15 protein-coding genes are annotated in these 19,539 nt (G+C 66.1%); 2 read left to right on the plus strand and 13 right to left on the minus strand.

Annotated features, from left to right (window positions below):
- Positions 1-101 precede the first annotated feature (101 nt).
- Positions 102-323 (plus strand): hypothetical protein, encoded by a 222-nt coding sequence (locus tag QFZ33_RS01240; protein WP_307024111.1) that lies wholly within the window; start codon positions 102-104, stop codon positions 321-323.
- Here the strand turns inward: QFZ33_RS01240 and QFZ33_RS01245 are convergent.
- Together QFZ33_RS01245 and QFZ33_RS01250 are read right to left on the minus strand one after the other, a co-directional pair.
- Positions 278-973, minus strand: a complete 696-nt coding sequence (locus QFZ33_RS01245; protein WP_307024114.1) for a FadR/GntR family transcriptional regulator — start codon at positions 971-973, stop codon at positions 278-280. The two genes, QFZ33_RS01240 and QFZ33_RS01245, sit on opposite strands and share 46 nt — an antisense overlap.
- A 10-nt stretch (positions 974-983) precedes the next feature.
- Positions 984-2,111, minus strand: coding sequence for an L-talarate/galactarate dehydratase (locus QFZ33_RS01250; RefSeq protein ID WP_307024116.1), 1,128 nt, complete (start codon positions 2,109-2,111; stop codon positions 984-986).
- 179 nt (positions 2,112-2,290) lie between these two features.
- Between QFZ33_RS01250 and metH the strand changes: the two genes are divergently transcribed.
- Positions 2,291-5,941, plus strand: a complete 3,651-nt coding sequence (gene metH / locus QFZ33_RS01255; protein ID WP_307024118.1) for a methionine synthase — start codon at positions 2,291-2,293, stop codon at positions 5,939-5,941.
- Here the strand turns inward: metH and QFZ33_RS01260 are convergent.
- From QFZ33_RS01260 to QFZ33_RS01310, 11 genes are all read right to left on the minus strand, one after another.
- A complete protein-coding gene (locus tag QFZ33_RS01260) occupies positions 5,931-8,786 on the minus strand; it encodes an ATP-binding cassette domain-containing protein (RefSeq protein ID WP_307024121.1) in 2,856 nt (951 codons plus the stop codon). The two genes, metH and QFZ33_RS01260, sit on opposite strands and share 11 nt — an antisense overlap.
- Positions 8,783-9,340: a hypothetical protein gene (locus QFZ33_RS01265; RefSeq protein WP_307024124.1), complete on the minus strand. Its 558-nt coding sequence runs from the start codon at positions 9,338-9,340 to the stop codon at positions 8,783-8,785. Before QFZ33_RS01265 ends, QFZ33_RS01260 begins: the two co-directional genes overlap by 4 nt.
- 86 nt (positions 9,341-9,426) lie before the next feature.
- Complete coding sequence (locus QFZ33_RS01270) at positions 9,427-10,347, minus strand: AEC family transporter (protein WP_307024126.1); 921 nt, start codon at positions 10,345-10,347, stop codon at positions 9,427-9,429.
- Between the two features lie 69 nt (positions 10,348-10,416).
- Positions 10,417-11,745 carry an enolase C-terminal domain-like protein gene (locus tag QFZ33_RS01275; RefSeq protein ID WP_307024127.1) on the minus strand — a complete coding sequence of 443 codons (1,329 nt, stop codon included), beginning with the start codon at positions 11,743-11,745 and terminating at the stop codon, positions 10,417-10,419.
- The gene (locus QFZ33_RS01280; protein ID WP_307024129.1) at positions 11,742-13,367 is read right to left on the minus strand and encodes an aldehyde dehydrogenase (NADP(+)); all 1,626 of its coding nucleotides are present in this window, start codon (positions 13,365-13,367) and stop codon (positions 11,742-11,744) included. The genes QFZ33_RS01275 and QFZ33_RS01280 overlap by 4 nt, the downstream gene beginning before the upstream one ends.
- A gap of 26 nt (positions 13,368-13,393) precedes the next feature.
- Positions 13,394-14,308 (minus strand): 5-dehydro-4-deoxyglucarate dehydratase, encoded by a 915-nt coding sequence (gene kdgD, locus QFZ33_RS01285; protein ID WP_307024131.1) that lies wholly within the window; start codon positions 14,306-14,308, stop codon positions 13,394-13,396.
- 294 nt (positions 14,309-14,602) lie between these two features.
- Positions 14,603-15,895, minus strand: coding sequence for a glucarate dehydratase family protein (locus tag QFZ33_RS01290; protein ID WP_307024133.1), 1,293 nt, complete (start codon positions 15,893-15,895; stop codon positions 14,603-14,605).
- Positions 15,896-15,968: 73 nt separating this feature from the next.
- Complete coding sequence (locus QFZ33_RS01295; RefSeq protein WP_307024135.1) at positions 15,969-16,370, minus strand: universal stress protein; 402 nt, start codon at positions 16,368-16,370, stop codon at positions 15,969-15,971.
- A complete protein-coding gene (locus QFZ33_RS01300) occupies positions 16,367-17,899 on the minus strand; it encodes a tripartite tricarboxylate transporter permease (RefSeq protein WP_307024137.1) in 1,533 nt (510 codons plus the stop codon). Before QFZ33_RS01300 ends, QFZ33_RS01295 begins: the two co-directional genes overlap by 4 nt.
- 8 nt (positions 17,900-17,907) lie before the next feature.
- Positions 17,908-18,495: a tripartite tricarboxylate transporter TctB family protein gene (locus QFZ33_RS01305; RefSeq protein ID WP_307024139.1), complete on the minus strand. Its 588-nt coding sequence runs from the start codon at positions 18,493-18,495 to the stop codon at positions 17,908-17,910.
- Entirely contained in the window at positions 18,492-19,505 is a 1,014-nt protein-coding gene (locus tag QFZ33_RS01310) for a tripartite tricarboxylate transporter substrate binding protein (protein ID WP_373427324.1), read from the minus strand. The genes QFZ33_RS01305 and QFZ33_RS01310 overlap by 4 nt, the downstream gene beginning before the upstream one ends.
- Positions 19,506-19,539: the final 34 nt, after the last annotated feature.

The following is a 19,539-nucleotide window of genomic DNA, read 5'->3' on the forward strand; positions in this document are numbered from 1 at the left end:
GCCCGTCCAACACACATATTGCATGGCGCGATACCCGCAGGGAACTACTGCCTGAGCTTTTCCACCGGGAGCGGCGCCGGACCCCGATCACAATCGGCTCGATGTCGGCGCTGCCCGAAGGCAGTTCTCTGCTGGGCAACATGACGGGGCGCAACGGTGAGCCGCTGCCGCTTGGATACTTGGACAGGCTGCCGCTGCTCATGTACTCCACCAAGGAGGCCCCCTACTTCCACGACCTTGTGCTCCGGCTGGTCGAGCGCGGGCGCGCACGCCAACGTTATTCGCGTCCGGCCCGGAGCCTGCGCCGCGAGTTGGCCAGGTGATTGCGCATCGCTGCGGAGGCCCCTGCTCCGTCGCTGTCCGCTATGGCGGCAAAGATGGACCCGTGTTCATGCACAACCTGTTCGAAGTGGTCCCGTGCGTAATGCTCGACGCCGGTCATCAGCCGCGTGCGCGGCATGGCGATCATGGTCTGGCCCAAGGAGGCAAGACAGTCCGTATAGAAGGGGTTTCCCGACGCTGCAGCAACGGCCTTGTGAAACTCAAAGTCGGCCTTCATCGCGTGGGCAGGGTGCTCGCCGCTGTCCGTGAACTCGGACAGTGCCTGCCGCATGGCGTTCAGCTGCCGCTCTGTGCGGTTTCCGGCCGCTAGCGCAGCCGCTTCGGTTTCGACCCCGATTCGGAATTCCAGCAGGTGCAGCCGGTCCTCGGCGGTGACCACAGCCCTGGCGGGCTGGCCCGACGTCGGACCCGCCGGGGGCGGGGTCAGCGCAAAGCTGCCCCGCCCACGTTCGGTTTCCACGAGACCCTCTGCCTGCAGCCGCGTGAGCGCGGACCGGACGACGGTCCGGCTGACGCCGAACTCGCCGATGAGGGTGTTCTCGCTCGGAAGCTTTTCACCGGGCTGGATGACGCCGTCGACAATGCGGGTGCGAAGATCGGCGGCGAGGTCCGCGGTCAGGTTCCGGCTCATGGATTCTAGGTTACGCGCCGAATTCCACGGTCTCGGTGGTCCACGCGCGGGCCTGATCGCTGAGGCTGACGCCGAGGCCTGGGCGGTCCGGAACGATCATGCGGCCGTCCTTCGTTTCGAGGCGCTCGTTGAACAGCGGGTCCAGCCAGTCGAAGTGCTCCACCCACGGTTCGCGCGGGTAGGCGGCGGCCAGGTGCAGGTGGATTTCCATCGCGAAGTGCGGTGCCAGGCCCAGGCCGCGTTCGTCCGCGAGGGCTGCCAGGCGGAGGAACTGGGTGATGCCGCCGACGCGCGGGGCGTCGGGCTGGATGATGTCGCAGCCGTTGGCGGCGATGAGGCCCTTGTGCTCGGCCACGGAGGCGAGCATTTCCCCGGTGGCGATGGGGGTGTCCAGGACCTGGGCGAGGTGGGCGTGGCCCTCGAAGTCGTAGGCGTCCAGCGGCTCTTCGATCCAGATGAGGTTGAATTCTTCGAGCTGGCGGCCTATACGGAGTGCGGTGGCGCGGTCCCACTGCTGGTTGGCGTCAACCATAAGGGGCACGTCCCAGCCGATGTGTTCGCGGATGCCTGCAACGCGGCGCAGGTCTTCCTTGGCGTCCGGAAGTCCGACCTTGATCTTGATGCCGCCGATGCCCTCTTCGACGGACTGCGTGGCGCGGGCCTTCACCTCGTCCAGGGTGGCGTTCAGGAAGCCGCCGGAGGTGTTGTAGGTCTGGACGGAGTCGCGGTAGGAGCCAAGAAGCTTGGCCAGGGGCAGGCCGGCGCGCTTGGCCTTGAGGTCGTACAGGGCGATGTCGATGGCGGCGAGGGCCTGGGTGGCGACACCTGAGCGGCCCACGGAGGCACCCGCCCAGAGCAGCTTGGTGTAGAGCTTGCCGATGTCGTTGGGGTCCTCGCCGATGATCCCTTCGGCAACTTCCTTCGCGTGGGCGTACTGGGCGGGGCCGCCGGCTCGCTTGGAATAGCTGAAGCCGAGGCCAGAGTGGCCCTGTTCCGTGGTGATCTCAGCGAACAGGAAAACGACCTCAGTCATGGGCTTCTGACGGCCCGTGAACACCTTGGCATCGCTGATCGGGACGGCCAGCGGAAGGCGTGCAGTAGACAGTTTGACGTGCCGGATGAGATCGACGGTACTCATAAGTTCTCCTTGGGAAATGGGGCAACATCGCCCGCACATTCAGGATACAAGTAGTGTACTTGTATTACAAGTAGTGGCCTTCCATGAGCCTCAGAAAAGGTCTTGGGACGGCGTCCACCTGCCTTCGTAGCACATGGAAATACGGCGCACTGTACGGCCGCCGGCCGTAGTCTGTTTACATGCCTCGTTTTGCGCTCGATATAGACTCCGTCCCCCGCCCCGTTCGCTCCCAATCGCTTCTGGATGCAGTGAACCAGCGGGTCGTCATTGCCGATGGGGCGATGGGCACCATGCTGCAGGACCGGGAACTGTCGCTCGACGTCGATTTCCAAGGGCTGGAAGGCTGTAACGAGATTCTCAACGTCACGCGTCCGGACGTCATCGCGGACATTCATGACGCGTACTATGCGGTGGGAATCGATGCCGTCGAAACCAACACCTTCGGTGCGAACTGGTCAAATCTCTCCGACTACGGCATCGACGACCGCATTGAAGAGCTCGCCCGGAAGGGCGCAGAGATCGCCCGCGAGCGTGCGGAGGCCGCGGAAGCCGCAGACGGACGGATGCGGTGGGTCCTGGGCTCGATGGGGCCTGGCACCAAGCTCCCCAGCCTCGGGCACACCAGCTACGACTACCTCAAACAGACCTTCGCCCTGCAGGCCGAGGGCCTCATCGCCGGCGGAGCGGACGCATTCCTCATCGAGACGAGCCAGGACCTCCTGCAGACCAAAGCCGCGGTCAACGGTTGCAAGCAGGCGATCGTGGCCCGCGGCGTCCGGCTTCCCATCTTCGTCGAGGTGACTGTCGAGACCACCGGAACCATGCTGATGGGATCCGAGATCGGCGCGGCGCTCACCGCGCTTGAGCCGCTCGGCGTCGACGCCATCGGCCTGAACTGTGCCACCGGGCCGGATGAGATGAGCGAGCACCTGCGCCACCTGTCCAAGCAGTCCTCCGTGGCGATCGCCTGCATGCCCAATGCAGGCCTGCCGGTCCTCACCGCCGACGGTGCGCACTATCCGCTGTCGCCTTCCGAACTCGCCACCTCGCACGAGCAGTTTGTGCGGGAATTCGGCCTGGGCCTCGTGGGCGGATGTTGCGGTACGACGCCGGAACACATGGCCGCCGTCGTCGAACGCCTTGCGCCCTTCCGCAGCAGTGCCGCCGTCACCAGCGGCGGGCGTGGAAAAGACGGTGGCCGCGTTCCCACCGAGCGGGAAGCCGGCATCGCCTCCCTCTACCAGCACGTGAATTTCGACCAGGAATCCTCGTACCTCGCCATCGGTGAGCGCACCAACGCCAACGGTTCCAAGGCCTTCCGCCAGGCGATGCTCGAAGAGCGCTGGGATGACTGTGTCGATATTGCCCGTGAGCAAATCCGTGTTGGCGCGCACCTGCTCGATGTGTGCATTGACTACGTGGGGCGTGACGGCGTCGCGGACATCAAGGAGGTCGTCTCACGTTTCGCTTCGGCCTCCACGCTCCCGCTCGTCATCGACTCTACCGAACCGCCCGTGCTGCAGGCCGGGCTCGAACACATCGGCGGGCGCCCGGTCATCAACTCCGTCAACTATGAGGACGGCGACGGCCCCGAGAGCCGTTTCGCGCGCATCATGCCGCTCGTGAAGGAGCACGGTACCGCCGTGATCGCCCTGACCATCGACGAGCACGGCCAGGCACGCACCACCGAGGGCAAGGTGGCGATTGCCTCGCGCCTCGTCGAAGCCCTGGTGGGTGAATGGGGGATGCGGGTAGAAGACATCATCGTCGACTGCCTGACCTTCCCCATCGCCACCGGCCAGGAAGAGACCCGCCGGGACGGCATCGAAACGATCGAGGCCATCCGCCAGATCACCACTAAGTACCCCGGCATCCACACCACGCTCGGCGTCTCGAACGTGTCCTTTGGCCTGAACCCGGCAGCGCGCATCGCCCTGAACTCGGTGTTCCTGCACGAGGCCGTGCAGGCAGGCCTGTCCAGCGGCATCATCGACGCCGCCAAGATCGTGCCGCTCGCGTCACTGCCCGAAGAGCAGCGCCAGGTGGCGCTGGACCTCGTCTGGGATCGCCGCGAATACGACGCCGACGGCAATGTCACGTACGACCCGCTGGCGAGCATGCTGGACATGTTCGCCGGCGTCGACACCGCGGCGCTGCGAGACCAGCGCGCGGCGGAACTCGCGGCGCTGCCCACCGGGGAACGCCTGCAGCGGCGCATCATCGACGGCGAGGGCAAGGGCCTCGAAGAGGACCTCGACCTTGCCCGCAGCGAAGGCATGACCCCGCTCGGCATCATCAACGACTATCTGCTCGAGGGCATGAAGGTTGTCGGCGAACGCTTCGGGGCCGGCGAGATGCAGCTGCCGTTCGTGCTGCAGTCCGCCGAGGTGATGAAAAACGCCGTCGCGCTGCTCGAGCCGCACATGGAGAAGTCGGATGCTTCGGGCAAGGGCACCATGGTGATCGCCACCGTGCGCGGCGATGTTCACGACATCGGCAAGAACCTGGTGGACATCATCCTCACCAACAACGGCTACAAGGTGATCAACCTCGGCATCAAGCAGCCGATCGCCGACATCATCGCCGCGGCGGAGGAACACGACGCCGATGTGATCGGCATGTCGGGCCTGCTTGTGAAGTCCACGGTCGTGATGAAGGAGAACCTTGCGGAGCTGCAGTCCCGGGGCCTTGGGAAGAAGTGGCCGGTGATCCTCGGTGGCGCAGCCCTGACCCGCGCCTACGTCGAGCAGGACCTGGCGGGCCAGTTCGACGGCGAGGTCCGGTACGCGAAGGACGCCTTCGAGGGCCTTTCGCTGATGGAGCCGCTGGTGCGCGTTGCGCGCGGCGAGGCGCCGGACGCCGTCGGACTCCCCGCTTTGAAGAAGCGCCTCCACCGGACGGGTGCGAAGGTCACATTGACCGAGCCGGAGGCCATGCCCGGCCGTTCCGACGTCGCCGCCGACAATCACGTGCCTTCGCCGCCGTTCTGGGGCACGCGCATCGTGCGCGGCGTGGCACTCCACGACTTCGCGGCTTTCCTCGATGAGCGCGCCACCTTCATGGGGCAGTGGGGGCTCAAGCCCGGCCGCGGCGAGGACGGCGCCTCCTATGAGGAACTGGTGGAACGCGAGGGCCGGCCGCGCCTGCGGTACTGGATGGACCGCATCCTCGCCGAGGGAATGCTCGACGCGTCCGTCGCGTATGGCTATTTCCCGGCGGTCTCCGAGGGGGAACAGGTGGTGGTGCTGCACCACGGAGAGGATCGCGACGGCGTCCTCGGCACCGCGGGGCTGCTCGCCCCAGATGGCGGCTCAGGCGGTCCGCTCGGCACCGAGCGGCTGCGTTTCGACTTCCCGCGCCAGCGCCGCGACCGGCACCTGTGCCTCGCCGACTTCGTGCGCTCGCGCGAGGCGGGGCAGGTGGACGTGCTGCCAGTGCAGCTGGTCACCGCCGGCGGCAATGTCGATGAGGTGACCGCGGAGCTGTTCAAGGGCAATCACTACCGTGATTACTACGAGCTCAACGGTTTGGTCATGCAGCTCACCGAGGCGCTTGCGGAGTTCTGGCATGCGCGAATCCGCTCGGAGCTCGGTTTCGCAGCCGAGGAGCCGAAGGACAAGGCTGGCCTGTTCAAGCTCGACTACCGCGGTGCGCGGTTCTCGCTCGGATACCCCGCGTGCCCGGACATGGAGGACCGCCGCAAGGTGGTGGAACTGCTGCACCCCGAGCGGATGGGCGTGATCCTGAGCGATGAGCTGATGTTGCACCCCGAACAGTCCACCGACGCGTTCGTGTTCCACCACCCAGAGGCGAAGTACTTCAAGGTGTGAGTTGACGCCGGTCCCTGGCCCGGGAGGATCGAGTGCGCGCGGCTTGACCGCCCGCGCTTCCGCCCGGGCTGGAGACCGGCTTCACCCGCCGGAGCGCGGCGAGGATGGCCCGCCCCACCACAGTGATTCCGACGATCGTGGTGACGGCACGCAGGGTGTCCCAGCCCGCCGTCGACGTCAAAAGCGAGTAGAGCAGGAAGCTGCTCAGGTTGGTGGCCAGCGGTGCTCCGGGCACATAGGAGATGCCGGTGCCGGCCCCTACCGCAAAGGGCCAGAACCACAGATTGGTCAGCAGGCCGAACACGTAGGACGCCACGACGCCGTAGCCGCACAGCATCCATAATTCAGCCCGCCCGCGCACCCGGCGGGGGAGCAGGCCTGCCCCGGCCCCCACCCACGCACAGGCGAAAATTTGGAACGGTGACCACGGGCCGATGCCACTCCACAGGGCGCTTGAGACAGCGATGGTGGCTGCGCCGAGGAGCATGCCGAAACGCGCACCAAAGGCCCGGCCGGCCAGGATCAGCAGGATAAAGACTGCCTCCACACCCCCGACGCCGGTGCTGGCCACCCGCACCGCCGAGCCGACGGCTGCCAGGACGCCGAGCAACGCCACCGTATGTGCGGAGCGGACCGAGCCGTCCAGGGACACGATGATGGCAACGACGGCTAGGGGTGCAATGGCCAGCGCCGCGTAGGGAACGGCCGCGGCGGCATCCTCCGGGAGGGCTGCGGCAAGCAAGGGCCAGCAGAATGCGGCGAGGGCGAGAAGGTTTGCAGCTCCGAGAACTGTGAGCTCCGCAGCCCGTGGCATCCGGACGCGGCGGGCCTTCTCGGCAGCTGGCATGTCCGGCCGCCGGTCCATGAACGGTGGGGCTTTAGCAGGTAGCGCTGTTTCGATGGGCTGCGCTGCGGGGGCAGTGGCAGGGGCGGCGGCTTCTGTCCCCGTATAGGGCGCGACACCGTCGCGCATCGGGAGGATCCGGGTGCCGAGGCCATGCGCAAAGTCCAGGTCGTGGGTGGCAAACAGGACAGCGGCGCCGTCGTCCGCCGCAGCCTGCAGCGCCGCTGCGACTGCCGTGCGCGCCGCCGGATCGAGTCCGCGGGTGGGCTCATCGATGAGGAGTACCTGAGGGTGGTCCATTGTCTGCAGCGCTATGGCAAGGATCCTGCGCTCCCCTGCAGAGAGGTCCCGGGGGTGTTCGTGTCCAATGGGAATCCGGGCGTCGCCCCGCAAACGGGCAAGGCGTGAAACCGCGGGCACTGAATCCGCAGCTCGTGAGTCAGTGCGACGCCGCGCGCGCCGATCGGCCGCGCGGAGTTCTGCCGCGACGGTATCCCTGGTGAAAAGATCGTCCGAGGCGTCCGGCACAAGGGCCACACGGCCGCCGTCGACAGTACTTTCACCGAGTATGCCTTCACCGAGGGCGAGTGCCACAAGGAGGGAGGACTTCCCGGCACCGTTCGGGCCCACCAGGGCGACCACTTCACCGCGGTGCAGGGTCAGGGACGCGCTGCGCACGAGCGGCTTGCCCTCGCGGCGCACCGCGAGCTTTGTCGCAGTCAGCACGGGCACGTGCTCCGCCGGCTGTGGCGGCGTCGGGCGGGCAACGACCGGGCGCGAAGGCGCGGATGGCGCAACACCCGGCACCAGGGCGCCGTCGTCGATGGTCCACCACGAGTCGGCAACGGGTACGAGCGATTCCGCCCGGTGCTCTGCCACGATGACGCAGACACCCGCTTCGCGGGCGAGGGCGTTGAGCACGGCGATGACGCGTCCGCGTGCTGCGGTGTCGAGGTCGGCAAGCGGCTCGTCAACCAGGAGCAGGGCCGGATGCTCCACCACTGCGGCGGCGATGGCTACGAGCGTTGCCTCACCCGCCGAGAGGGTGCTGAGATTCCGGTCCAGCAGCGCCGACACCCCGATACGCTCGGCAACCTCCAGCACCCAGGCCTTGGCGGTACCGGCCGCCATGCCGCGCAGCTCAAGTGCGAGGGAGATTTCGTCCCGGACCCGGCTGGTGGCAAATGCGGCGCGGGGATTCTGCAATACGACGCCGATGAGGCGGGCGGTATCGCGCGGCGGCGTGGTGGCACGGTCGGCTCCGGCAACGCGCAGCGTGCCGGAAACTTCTCCACCGTCAATGTGTGAGAGGAGGCCCGCGATACCTCGCAGGATCGTGGACTTTCCGGAGCCCGTGGGCCCGGTAATGACCGTAATTGACCCACTCGTCGGTGCGAACCCGGCGACGCGCACCTGGGCGTCACCAATGCGGAATTGCGCGTCCCGGACCAGAACCGGTGCTTCGATACCGCGGCCGCGCTGGTGTGCTGCCCGGCTCCCGAATCCGCGCAGCTCCAGGGCCGCGGCAACCCGGCCGGCGTGCTCGAGAGTGCGCTCAAGCACGGGAACAAGGGCACGGGGTCCGAAGCGTTCGCCCCGCAGTCGAAAAGCCAGGCGCACGGAGTTCACGGCGTCCGAGAGCGCCGGGAGCGCCGCCCAAGCCACCACAAGCATCCGGGCAATGCCCTGCATGGGGCCGCCGCGGGCCAGGCGCACGAAGACGCGGGCCACATCCACCCAGGCGTTGAGCATGCCGAAACCGAGGATCATCCCGGCAATCGGCAGGGCAGACAGGACCGCCTCCCACAGGCCAAGTGCCGTTACCGGACCGAGGAGGACCACGTGGGCGTACGGAGCAGGCAGCAGCACCGGCGGCATGTTGAGCAGGACCGGGCCACCGGTGCCCGCCCCGTTGAAAAGGATGCGGTAGATGACCCGCGCCGCGATGAATACGACGGCGAGAGCCGCCGCTGCGCGTAACGGCGCGGGTCGAAAGGTCACGCCGCGGGTGTGGCCGGTGCGCCGTCGACCGTGTAGAGCAGTTCCAGGCTCTGGCCCGGGCTCACCTTCAGGGTGGCGAGGCCTTCCTGCGCGTATGCCCAGGCGCCGGTGGCCGGCTTAACCCAGAGCGACCAGTAGGCAAAGGCGGCGGGCATCTTCTTGCATTCTTCCCGGTACGTGCCGCCCTTGTGCGCAATGTCGAAGTCTGCGGCGGGCACACCGTTCACACGGCACACCAGTTCCTTGGGATAAGCGTCAGTGCCCTCGGTTTTCACCTGTGCCTCGTCGAGCACCTTGGAAGCGAGAGTCGGCCCATCCACAGGGACGCAAACGGAAGCATCAGCGGCAGCCTGCTTCAGGGCGCCCGAATCGACGACGACCTTCACACCGGCGCAGGGCTCGGAGGCGGCGCTGGATGAAGCCGTTGCCGGGGAAGCCGGCGCAGAGGTGGATGGCTGGGTGGCGGCCGGTGTGGAACAGGCGGCGAGAGCAAACAGGAGGCCTGCGGCGGCGAGGGAGCTCGCGGCGGCGGTGCGGATCTTAGTCAAAGTCACCAGTCAAGGGTAGGTCGTTGCTTATCCGGATCCGGATGCCGCCGCGTTGTGTGACGTTAGATGGGGGCAAATAAGAATGCCACTCCCTACCCGGCGGCCCAGGCAACAACCAGCAGCGCCCCCATGCACAGGATGGTGGTGCAGAGAATCACGTCGCGGGCCACAGTCATGCCCCGGCCATAGGGTGAGGCGAAGAGGAAGACGTTCTGCGCCGTGGGCAGTGCCGCCATGATCACGCTGGCCAGCAGATGCTGCCCCTCCAGGCCAAAGACAAAACGCCCCAACAGCCAGACGATCGCGGGCATGCCGGCGATCTTTAGGAACGTTGCCACGAGGGTCTCTGTCCGGCCGTCGTCCTTCTGCAGGGGCGCCCTTCCGGCCAGCGACAGGCCGAAGGCAAGAAGCACCATGGGGACGGCCCCGCCCGCCAGCATGTCGATGGGTTTCTGCAGCAGGTCCGGTTCCTGCCAGCCCGTGAGCGCAACCGCGGCGCCGAGCGCCGAGGCAATGATCATGGGGTTGGACAGCGGCTGGAGCAGCATTTTCTTCCACGAAATCCGGGCACCGGAGAAGAGTCCCAGGAGTGTGAGGTAGAACGGGGCTAAAACCAGGAGCTGCACCAGCAGCACCGGTGCCACATGCTGGGCTGTGCCGACGGCGTACAGCGAGACCGGAATGCCGATGTTGTTGGCGTTCGCGTAACTGCTGGCCATTGCGCCGACGGCGGTCTCCGCAGCGGGGCGGCGGAAGAACAGGAAGCTGAGCAGCCAGTAAAGAAGCCCCACTGCCGCTGCCGAAAGCAGCGCCAGCGGGGCATCAGTGCCGAGGGCGGCCCGGATGTCCGAGCCGGCCACCACGTTGTAAAGCAGGGCGGGGTTTGTGATGTAGAAGGCTGTGCGGGTCAGCGTACCCTGGACCTCGGGACCCAGAATGCGGAACCTTGCTGCGAGGTAACCGACGGCGATGACTGCCGAAACGATGAGTATTCCGGAGACAACGCCGCCCACTCTTGACCCTTCTATTTATCTGTATGTGCGGAAATCTACTAGCGTTGCCGGAAGGCAGCCGGAAACGGCCTACCGGACCAGGCAGGGACGCTTCGGGTCGAAGGACCAGCCGTCGATGTAGTACTGCATGCCGATGCTGTCGTCACGGGCGTCCAGGCCGTGCTGCAGGTACAGCTGGTGCGCCTTGTCCAGTGCCTCACGGTCCAGTTCGATGCCGAGCCCGGGTGCGGCCGGAACCTCGATGGCGCCGCCCTTGATCTGCAGCGGGTTCTTGGTGAGGCCCTGCCCGTCCTGCCAGATCCAGTGCGTGTCCAGCGCGGTGATCTCGCCGGGCGCGGCTGCGCCGGTCTGCGTGAACAAGGCCAGTGAGATGTCGAAGTGGTTGTTCGAGTGTGAGCCCCAGGTCAGGCCGAACTCGTTGCACAGCTGCGCCACCCGGACAGAACCGTGCATGGTCCAGAAGTGCGGGTCCGCCAGCGGGATATCCACGGCGTTGCTGCGGATGGCGTGCGCCATTTCGCGCCAGTCCGTGGCGATCATGTTGGTGGCCGTCTTCAGGCCGGTGGCACGGCGGAACTCGGCCATGACCTCGCGCCCGGAGAAGCGGCCCTCGGCGCCGCAGGGGTCCTCGGCGTAGGCCACGACGCCCTGCATCCGCTTGCCCAGCCGGATGGCTTCCTCGAGCAGCCACCCGCCGTTCGGGTCCAGCGTGACGCGGGCATCGGGGAAGCGCTTGGCCAGTGCGGTGACCACGTCCACTTCGTCGTCGCCGGACAGCACGCCGCCCTTGAGCTTGAAGTCGCTGAAGCCGTAGCGCTCCTGCGCGGCCTCGGCCAGGGCAACAACGGCCTCGGGGGTCATTGCCTCCTGACGGCGCAGTTCCTCCCAGTGGTCCGACGGCGCGTCCTCCACGAGGTACGGAAGATTCGTCCGCTTGTGGTCACCGACGAAGAACAGGTAGCCGAGCATCGGCACGGACGCGCGCTGCTGGCCGTCGCCCAGCAGTTCGGCCACCGGGACGCCAAGGAACTGGCCGTGCAGGTCCAGCAGTGCGGACTCGACGGCGGTGACAGCGTGGACAGTGGTGCGCAGGTCGAAGGTCTGCAGGCCGCGGCCGCCGGCGTCGCGGTCCGCGAACTCCGCGGCGATCTCGCGCAGCAGCGAGCGGTAGCGGGCCACTGGCCTGCCGGCGATCAGCGCACCGGCTTCCTCGATGGTGGTGCGGATCTTTTCGCCGCCCGGGACCTCGCCGAGGCCGGTTCGGCCGTCGGAGTCGGTCACGATGACCACGTTCCGGGTGAAGAACGGCCCGTGGGCGCCGCTGAGATTCATCAGCATGCTGTCGTAGCCCGCAACCGGGACTACCTCCACGCGGGCAATTGTCGGCTGGGCGGTCATGCGTTGACCCCCTCTTTCTCTGTTTGAGCGGCCTCGGCAGCGATAACTGTGCCGTCGATCCGGCGGTTGAGGTGCCACGGGTTGGCGTCCTGCAGCGGTGCGGGCAGCAGTTCCTGGGGCAGGTTCTGGTAGGCGACCGGCCGAAGGAACCGGTTAATGGCCAGCGTACCCACCGAGGTGGTGCGCGCATCAGAGGTGGCGGGGAAGGGTCCGCCGTGGACCATGGCGTGCCCAACTTCGACGCCGGTGGGCCAGCCGTTCACAATGATGCGGCCCACCTTCTGTTCCAGTGCGGGGATCAGGCGCGCCGCCGTCGGGTAGTCCTCTTCGGTGAGCTGCAGGGAAGCGGTGAGCTGCCCCTCGATCCCGTTGGTGGCCTCCACCAGTTCCTCGGCGGAGGAGTAGCGGATCACCAGGCTGGCTGCGCCGAAGATTTCCGCGTGCAGCACCTCGTTGCTGATGAAGTCGCGGATTTCCGTGCCGTAGATGGCCGGTGCCGGCGCGTTCTCGGTGGGGCCGGGGGTTCCGGTCCCCACGACCGTCACGTTCTCGGCGGCGCCCAGCGCCTCCGTGCCGGAGTTCCAGGAGCCGGCGATGCCTGCCGTGAGCATCGTCTGGCCGGCGCACGCGGAGACAGCGCGTCCGACGGCGGCAGCCAGTTTGTCGCCCGCCTCACCGGCGGGGGCGAACAGCAGGCCGGGGGAGGTGCAGAGCTGGCCGGAGCTGCCGGTGACGGCGGTGACGTACTGCTGCGCCAGGGCGCCAATCTGTTCGGCCGAGCCGCTCAGGGCGCCAGGGAAGACGAAAACCGGGTTCAGGGAGGACATCTCCGCGTACACGGGGATGGGCTCAGGGCGCGCGGCGGCGGTGCGCATCAGGGCGATGCCGGCGCTCTGCGACCCGGTGAAGCCCACGGCCTTGATGGCCGGGTCCGCCACGAGGGCCTGACCGATGCTGCTGCCCGGGCCGTAGATCAAGGAGAAGACGCCCGGGTGGAGACCGAGGTCAGCAACGGCCTTGGCGATGGCCTGGCCCACCAGTTCGCTGGTGCCGGGGTGGGCGTTGTGTGCCTTGAAGACGACGGGGCAGCCTGCGGCGAGGGCTGAGGCGGTGTCGCCGCCCGCCGTCGAGAAGGCCAACGGGAAGTTGCTGGCGCCGAAGACGGCGACAGGACCGAGCGGGATCTGGCGCTGGCGGATGTCGGCGCGGGGCAGCGGCGTCCGGTCCGGGAGGGCCGGATCGATGCGCACGCCGCGGAAGTCACCCTGGCGGACCACGTTGGCGAAGAGCCGCAGCTGTCCGGTGGTGCGGGCGCGTTCGCCCTGCAGACGCGCGGCCGGAAGGCCGGTCTCCTGGCCGGCACGGACGATCAGTTCGTCGCCGATGGCTTCGATGTTGTCGGCGATGGCTTCCAGGAAGCCGGCGTGCGTCTCGGGGTCGAGCGTGCTGAAGGACGCGTAGGCATCAGCTGCGGCGGCGGTGGCTGCCTTCAACTGCTCTTCGGTGAGCAGGGTGTAGGTGGGCTCAAGCTGTTCGTTCGTTGCGGGGTTGAATCCGAAGGCGGTCTTGCCTTCGCCTGTGACTGCCTGCCCTGCGATCAGGGAATGTCCGGTGAGGGTCACGGTGGTTACTCCTAGGAGAGGGTGGATCAGGAGACGGTGGCGATGAGTGCTTTGAGGTCTGCGAGGTCCTGCGGCGCAAGGTTCTGCAGCGGCGGACGGACCCCGCCGGCCGAGCGGCCGATGGCGTCCAGGCCGCCCTTGACGATGGACACGGAGTAGCCCTTGACCCGGTCGCGGATGTCCAGGTACGGGATCACGAAGTCGTTGAGCTTCTGGTTGACGGCGACGCGGTCCTGGTTGCGCACGTCCTGGTAGAAGTCCAGGGCGAACTGCGGAACGAAGTTGTACATGGCGCTGGAGTAGGTGCTCATGCCCAGCTGCAGGAGCGGCAGCGCGAAGGTCTCTGCCGTGGGGAGGCCGCCCAGGTAGAACAGGCGGTCGCCGAGCTTGGCGTAGACGCGCGCATCGTGCTCGAGATCCCCCACGCCGTCTTTGAACCCGATGAGGTTCTCGTGGCGGTCGGCCAGGGTGGCCACGGTGGTGTCCTTGTAGATGGCGTTGGCGCGGTTGTAGATGATGACGCCGAGGGACGTGGAGCTGCAGACCGCGCTGACGTGCTCGATCAGGCCGCCCTGGTCCGCTTCGGTCAGGTAAGGCGGCAGCAGCAGGATGCCCTCGGCTCCGGCGGCCTCGGCGGCCTGGGCGTTTTCGATGGCCTGGGCGGTGGAACCGCCGGCGGAAGCAAGAACGGGGACGGTGCTGCCGACTTCCTCGACGGCGGCGCGGACCACGCGGGCCGACTCGGCCGGGGTGAGGGAGAAGCCCTCACCCGTGCCACCGGCAGCAAACAGGCCGGCAACGGGGTAGCTGGCCTGCCATGCCAGGTGCTTGCGGTAGTTTTCCTCATCGAACTGCAGCTCTGCATCGAAGGAGGTCACGGGGAAGGACAGCAGCCCGTCCTTGAGGGTGTTAGCGAGTTCCTGGGGTGAAAGTTTAGCCACGGGATTGTCCTTGAGTCGGCGCCGGGGACGGCGGGGTGGTGTGGTTCCTTTTCAGATTAGAAGGCCATTCGATGCCTGTCTAAGCTTATTTATGTATCAGCTGATTCCTTTTGGGAATGGCTGGGCGTCCGCGGCGAGACGGACGGTCTGCGCAGTTTCACCGCCGAGGGGACCGGCGTTTTCAGCGATCCCTATCCCTCATATGCGTGACGGTGCGGCTTATGCACGAAGCCGCACCGTCAGCTCAAGGCGTCGGCGGAAAGCGGTGCCGGACAGTCGAAGTGAGCCCGTCAATCACCACCGCGGGGTTATCAGTTCGTAGTCGGGCTGGACGCTCTGCATGTAGCCGGTGTCGTCGCGGTTGAGCATGCCGGACTGCAGGTACTGCTCGTGGAGGCGGGCCAGGGCTTCGCGGTTCAGTTCCACGCCCAGTCCGGGGGTGGTTGGAACACCGACAGCACCGTTTCGGAAAACGAGGGGGCCGGGAACGATGACGTCTTCCTCGGGGTCTTTCCAGGGCCAGTGGGTGTCGCAGGCGTAGTCCAGGTTCGGCGTGGCGGCGGCCAGGTGAACCATGGCTGCCAGGCTGATGCCCAGATGGGAGTTGGAGTGCATGGACAGCCCAAGGCCGAAGGTTTCCGAGATGCCGGCCAGGGTCTGCGACCGCCGGAGGCCGCCCCAGAAGTGATGGTCTGAGAGGACGACGTCCACTGAGCCGGCCTCGACAGAGGGAGGCACGTCGCCGAAGCTGACCACGCACATGTTGGTGGCGAGGGGCATGGACACGTTGCGGCGCACCTCAGCCATGCCGGCCAGGCCCGGGGTGGGGTCCTCAAGATATTCCAGGACCCCGTCGAGTTCCTTGCCCACCCGGATGGACGTGTCGACGGTCCAGGCGGCATTGGGGTCGATGCGCAGTGGCAGGTCCGGAAATTCGGCCCGGAGGGCCTTGATTGCTGCCACTTCTTCCTCGGGAGGGAAGACGCCTGCCTTGAGCTTCAGGGCGGTGAATCCATACTCATCCACCATGCGCCGCGCCTGCCGGACGATTCCTTCCGGATCCATTGCCGCCCCCCAGGAGTCCTCCTCGTGGCCAGGGTGCCCTGCCCACTTGTAGAAGAGGTAGCCACTGAAGGCGATTTCGTCCCGGACAGCGCCTCCCAGTAAGTCGCTCACAGGGCGTCCCAGGACCCTTCCCTGGATATCCAGGGAAGCCACATCGAAAGGGGACAGCACTCGATCCGGCGTGCTGGAGCCGGTCACCATTCCAGACATACCGTGGCCACCGACGGTGGAATCTGCCGTGAGGGCCCGGGTGACCCGCTGGCGTATCTCGTTGATGTTGAAAACATCGGTCCCAGCCAGGGCCTCCGCGGCGAGCTTTAGCCGGCTCAGGTGCGGGGCATCCCCATAGGTCTCTCCGAGGCCCGAGAAGCCTGTGTCGGTGGTGATCTCCACGATGGCCCGCAGCGCAAACGGCTCGTGCACGCCCACCGCGTTAAGGAGAGGCGGATCCTTGAATGCCACCGGGGTGATGGCGATGTCCTTGATGCGGTGTGGTCCGGTCGGGCTGAGAGGGTGGTTCACGGCTCTGGTAACTCCTGGCTTCGAGCCCGGTGGATGAGGTTCGCTGCCGGGCGTGGACTGCAATGGGATGGGGTTAGGATTTTTCCCGGACTTTGACGGCCAGCACTGGCCGGTCGGCCTGCAACAGGATCCGCTGGGAGTGGCTCCCGAGGATGAACTTTCCTACCTGAGACCTCCTGCGCAGGCCAATGACAATCAGGGAAGCGTCGATTTCGTCGGCGATGTCAATAAACTCGTCGGTCAGGTCGTCGGTGTGGCCCGGCTGCCGGATTGTGGCCTCGACGCCGGCCACTCCGGCGCGCCGCAGCAGCTCGGCGACTTGCTCCACGGAGGCGAGGGCAGGGTCCACGGGCGCTCCCTTGCGCGGTGAGTTGAGGATGACGATGCTCTCGCGTCGTAGCTGGCCTTCGGCGATGCCTGCCTCAAGGGCCGCCTCGCCTTCGGGCGTGGGCAAGTAGCCGATCAGAATGGTCATACTTTTTCCTTTTCATCGTGTGTGGCCTCGACGGCGGGTGCGGGGGTCCGGGTCCTCTTGAGGGCCTTCTGCAGCAGAGGCAAGAGCATCACCACGACGAACACGAGCAGCAGAATTCCGGAGATTGGCCGGCTAACGAATCCGGCGGCGTCGCCTCCAAAGACGAGGAGGGAGCGCCTGAGGTTTTCCTCAAGGAGGGAACCGAGGACGAAGGCCAGCACCAACGGGCCGGGCTCGAAACCGAACTTCTTCATGAGGTAGCCGAGAATGCCGAAGGCAATGACCAGCCAAATATCAAAGATGCTGTTGTTGATGGTGTAGACACCGATCAGCGTGATGAGCACGGTGATCGGGGCGAGGATGGCAGCCCGGACGCGCAGGATCTTCACGAAGACGCCGACCAGGGGGATGCTCATGATCAGCAACAGGATGTTGCCTATGTACATCGAGTTGACCACGCCCCAGAAGAGTTCCGGATCGTTCTGGACGAGCTGCGGTCCCGGGGTGACGCCTTGGATCAGCAGGGCGCCGAAGATGATGGCCATGGTGGCGTTTGCGGGAATGCCCAGGGTGAGCAGCGGAATGAAGGAGGACGTTGCTGCGGCGTTGTTGGCGCTTTCCGGCGCAGCGACGCCTTCCACGGCGCCACGGCCAAAGCGTTCGGGGTTCTTGGCCCGCTTCTTTTCCATGGCGTAGGCAGCGAGTGAGGCAATAGTTGCACCGCCACCGGGCAGGATCCCGAGGAAGAAGCCCAGCAGGGAGCCCCTGCCGATTGCCCCGGATGATTCCTTCAGGTCCTTGCGGGAAGGCCAGACATTCGCCACTTTGGCCGGCGCTTGGACCTTATTGTGGCGCTCCTCCAGGTTGTACAGGATTTCGCCCAGACCGAAGATGCCCATGGCGATGGGCACGAAGTCGAGGCCGTCGGCGAGGGAAAGGTTGTCGAACGTGAAGCGTGCCTCGCCGGTGAAGGTGTCACGGCCTACTGTTGCCAGCAGCAGCCCGAGGGATGCAGCGATAATGGATTTGAGCTTGCTGCCGTTGCTGACTGTTGCCACCAGCAGGATGCCCAACATGGCCAAGGCGGTGTACTCGGGAGGCCCGAAGTCAAGGGCGAAGCCGGCGACGATGGGCGCCAAAAGGGTGAGTCCAATGATCGCGACCGTGCCGCCGAAGAAGGATCCGATGGCCGCGATGCCGAGGGCCGTGCCGGCCCGTCCCTGGCGGGCAAGGGCGAAGCCGTCAAAGACGGTGACTACGGAGGATGCTTCGCCGGGCAGTCGGAGAAGCACGGACGTGATGGTTCCGCCGTATTGGGCGCCGTAGAAGATGCCGGAGAGCATGATGATGGCTGTCACGGGCTCGACGCCGTACGTAAGCGGAAGGAGTATGGCGATGGTGGCTGCCGGGCCAAGGCCAGGCAGGACGCCGATGAGCATTCCGATGACGACGCCGATGAGGCAGTAGAGGAGGTTCATCGGTTCCAGCACGACGCCGAAACCATTGATGACCGGTGCAAGAAAGTCCATGAGATTCCCTAGAACAGGTGTGGGATGGGCACGCTAAGCGCCACGACGAAAATCAGGTAGAAGGCCGCTGTGACGGCGAAGCTGAGCACGATGGACATCCTCCAGGTTTCCTTGCCCAGGAATCTCAACCAGACGAAGGTCAGCAGCAGGGTGGGGATTTCAAAGCCGGCCACTCCGACCACTAGGACGAACCCGACCAGGGTCGCCACTCCGGCGGCAACCTGCCAGCTTGATGAAGAGAACGCCTCGGCGTCCAGCTTCTTCCGTCCGAAAACGAGGAGGGATACGGACATGGCGATCATGACGATGCTGATAATGAACGGCCACAGCCCTGGTTCGGGCTTTTCGGGGCTGCCGAGCCCCATACCCACTGACATTGCCAGGCCTGCGGCGCCAAGCGTGGCTCCGGCGACGGCTGCGGCCACGTTGGCAAGCGGACCGGCGCGCGGGGGGCGTTCCTCGTCCCACTCCGCGGCCAGCTGTTCGGGTGTCAGCGGCTCGACGAGCTCTTCGAGGGCTTCGGGGGAAGTGCCGTTCCCGGCGGCAGCGTGGTGAACGCTGCCGCCGGGGACTGCTTCATGTGATGCGGAAATCACTTGCCGCCGCCAAGATCGACGTCGTACTTCACGGTCAGTTCCTTGTACTTGGCTGCGTTGTCTGACCAGTCTTTGGCGACCTGATCGCCGTCGATCTCTGCCGCGGTGAAGAGGTTCTGCTTGTTGAATGCCTTGTAGGCGTCGGATTCGAACGCCTTCTTGAAGGACTCACGCAGCTTCGTTACGACAGCTTCCGGGGTCCCCTTGGGTGCTGCTACCGCGCGGAACTGGGACACCGGGACGTCATAGCCGGCCTCGACGGCCGTGGGCGTGTCCGGCAGGTACTGGTTGCGTTCCTTCGAGAAGACCACGATCGGGTTAAGCTTGCCGGCCTTGATCTGCGGCATGGCCTCGGCGAGCTGGATGGTGGCGAGGTCAACCTGGTTGCCAAGGACCGCCGTCATGGCGGGGGAACCGCCATCGAAAGGAACATCAGTACCATCGATCTTGGCCTGCTTGAACAGCAGGGCCTGTGCCAGCTGGCTTCCTGTTCCAACGCCGGTTGTGGCGAAGTTGAACTTCTTGCCTGCCTTCGTCAGGTCGTCCATGGTCTTCATGCCCGAGCTGGCATTGGAGACCAGGACATAGTCGTCCTGGGAAATCCCGGTGATGACCTCATAGTCCTCGATCTTCACCGTCTCGCCCGCGGAGACAGCCAGCGGGGTGATGGCGAAGAGGGAGGCGTTCAGGATAACTAGAGTTTGCCCGTCAGCCTTTGCTGCGCCGACTTCCTTCGTGGCCAAGGCGCCATTCGCACCCGGCTTGTTGACGACGGGGATGGGAGCCCCGAGGGGACCGCTGGCATTCTCAGCCAGTGCGCGGCCAATCAGGTCCGTGCTTCCGCCGGGATCGGCGCCGATGGTGAGGGTGACCGGGCCCGAAGGGAACTTGCTGGCGTCCGCCGCCGAACTGGTACCCGCAACGTTGCCGCCGCACGCTGTCAATGCCAGCGCCAGGGCAAGGCCTGACCCCGTGGCCAGGATGGACCTACGGGTGAATGCCGACTTGATCATGAATTCTCCTTTGAATATTCGCCGCTGCTTG

This window comes from Arthrobacter globiformis, from assembly GCF_030815865.1.
Classification (GTDB): Bacteria; Actinomycetota; Actinomycetes; order Actinomycetales; family Micrococcaceae; genus Arthrobacter; species Arthrobacter globiformis_B.

Excerpts from the sequence above, each read along its gene's own strand:
- QFZ33_RS01240 (WP_307024111.1), top strand. The coding sequence starts at position 102 with ATGTCGGCGCTGCCCGAAGGCAGTTCTCTGCTGGGCAACATGACGGGG.
- QFZ33_RS01245 (WP_307024114.1), bottom strand. The coding sequence starts at position 973 with ATGAGCCGGAACCTGACCGCGGACCTCGCCGCCGATCTTCGCACCCGC.
- QFZ33_RS01250 (WP_307024116.1), bottom strand. The coding sequence starts at position 2,111 with ATGAGTACCGTCGATCTCATCCGGCACGTCAAACTGTCTACTGCACGC.
- metH (WP_307024118.1), top strand. The coding sequence starts at position 2,291 with ATGCCTCGTTTTGCGCTCGATATAGACTCCGTCCCCCGCCCCGTTCGC.
- QFZ33_RS01275 (WP_307024127.1), bottom strand. The coding sequence starts at position 11,745 with ATGACCGCCCAGCCGACAATTGCCCGCGTGGAGGTAGTCCCGGTTGCG.
- QFZ33_RS01295 (WP_307024135.1), bottom strand. The coding sequence starts at position 16,370 with ATGACCATTCTGATCGGCTACTTGCCCACGCCCGAAGGCGAGGCGGCC.
- QFZ33_RS01300 (WP_307024137.1), bottom strand. The coding sequence starts at position 17,899 with ATGGACTTTCTTGCACCGGTCATCAATGGTTTCGGCGTCGTGCTGGAA.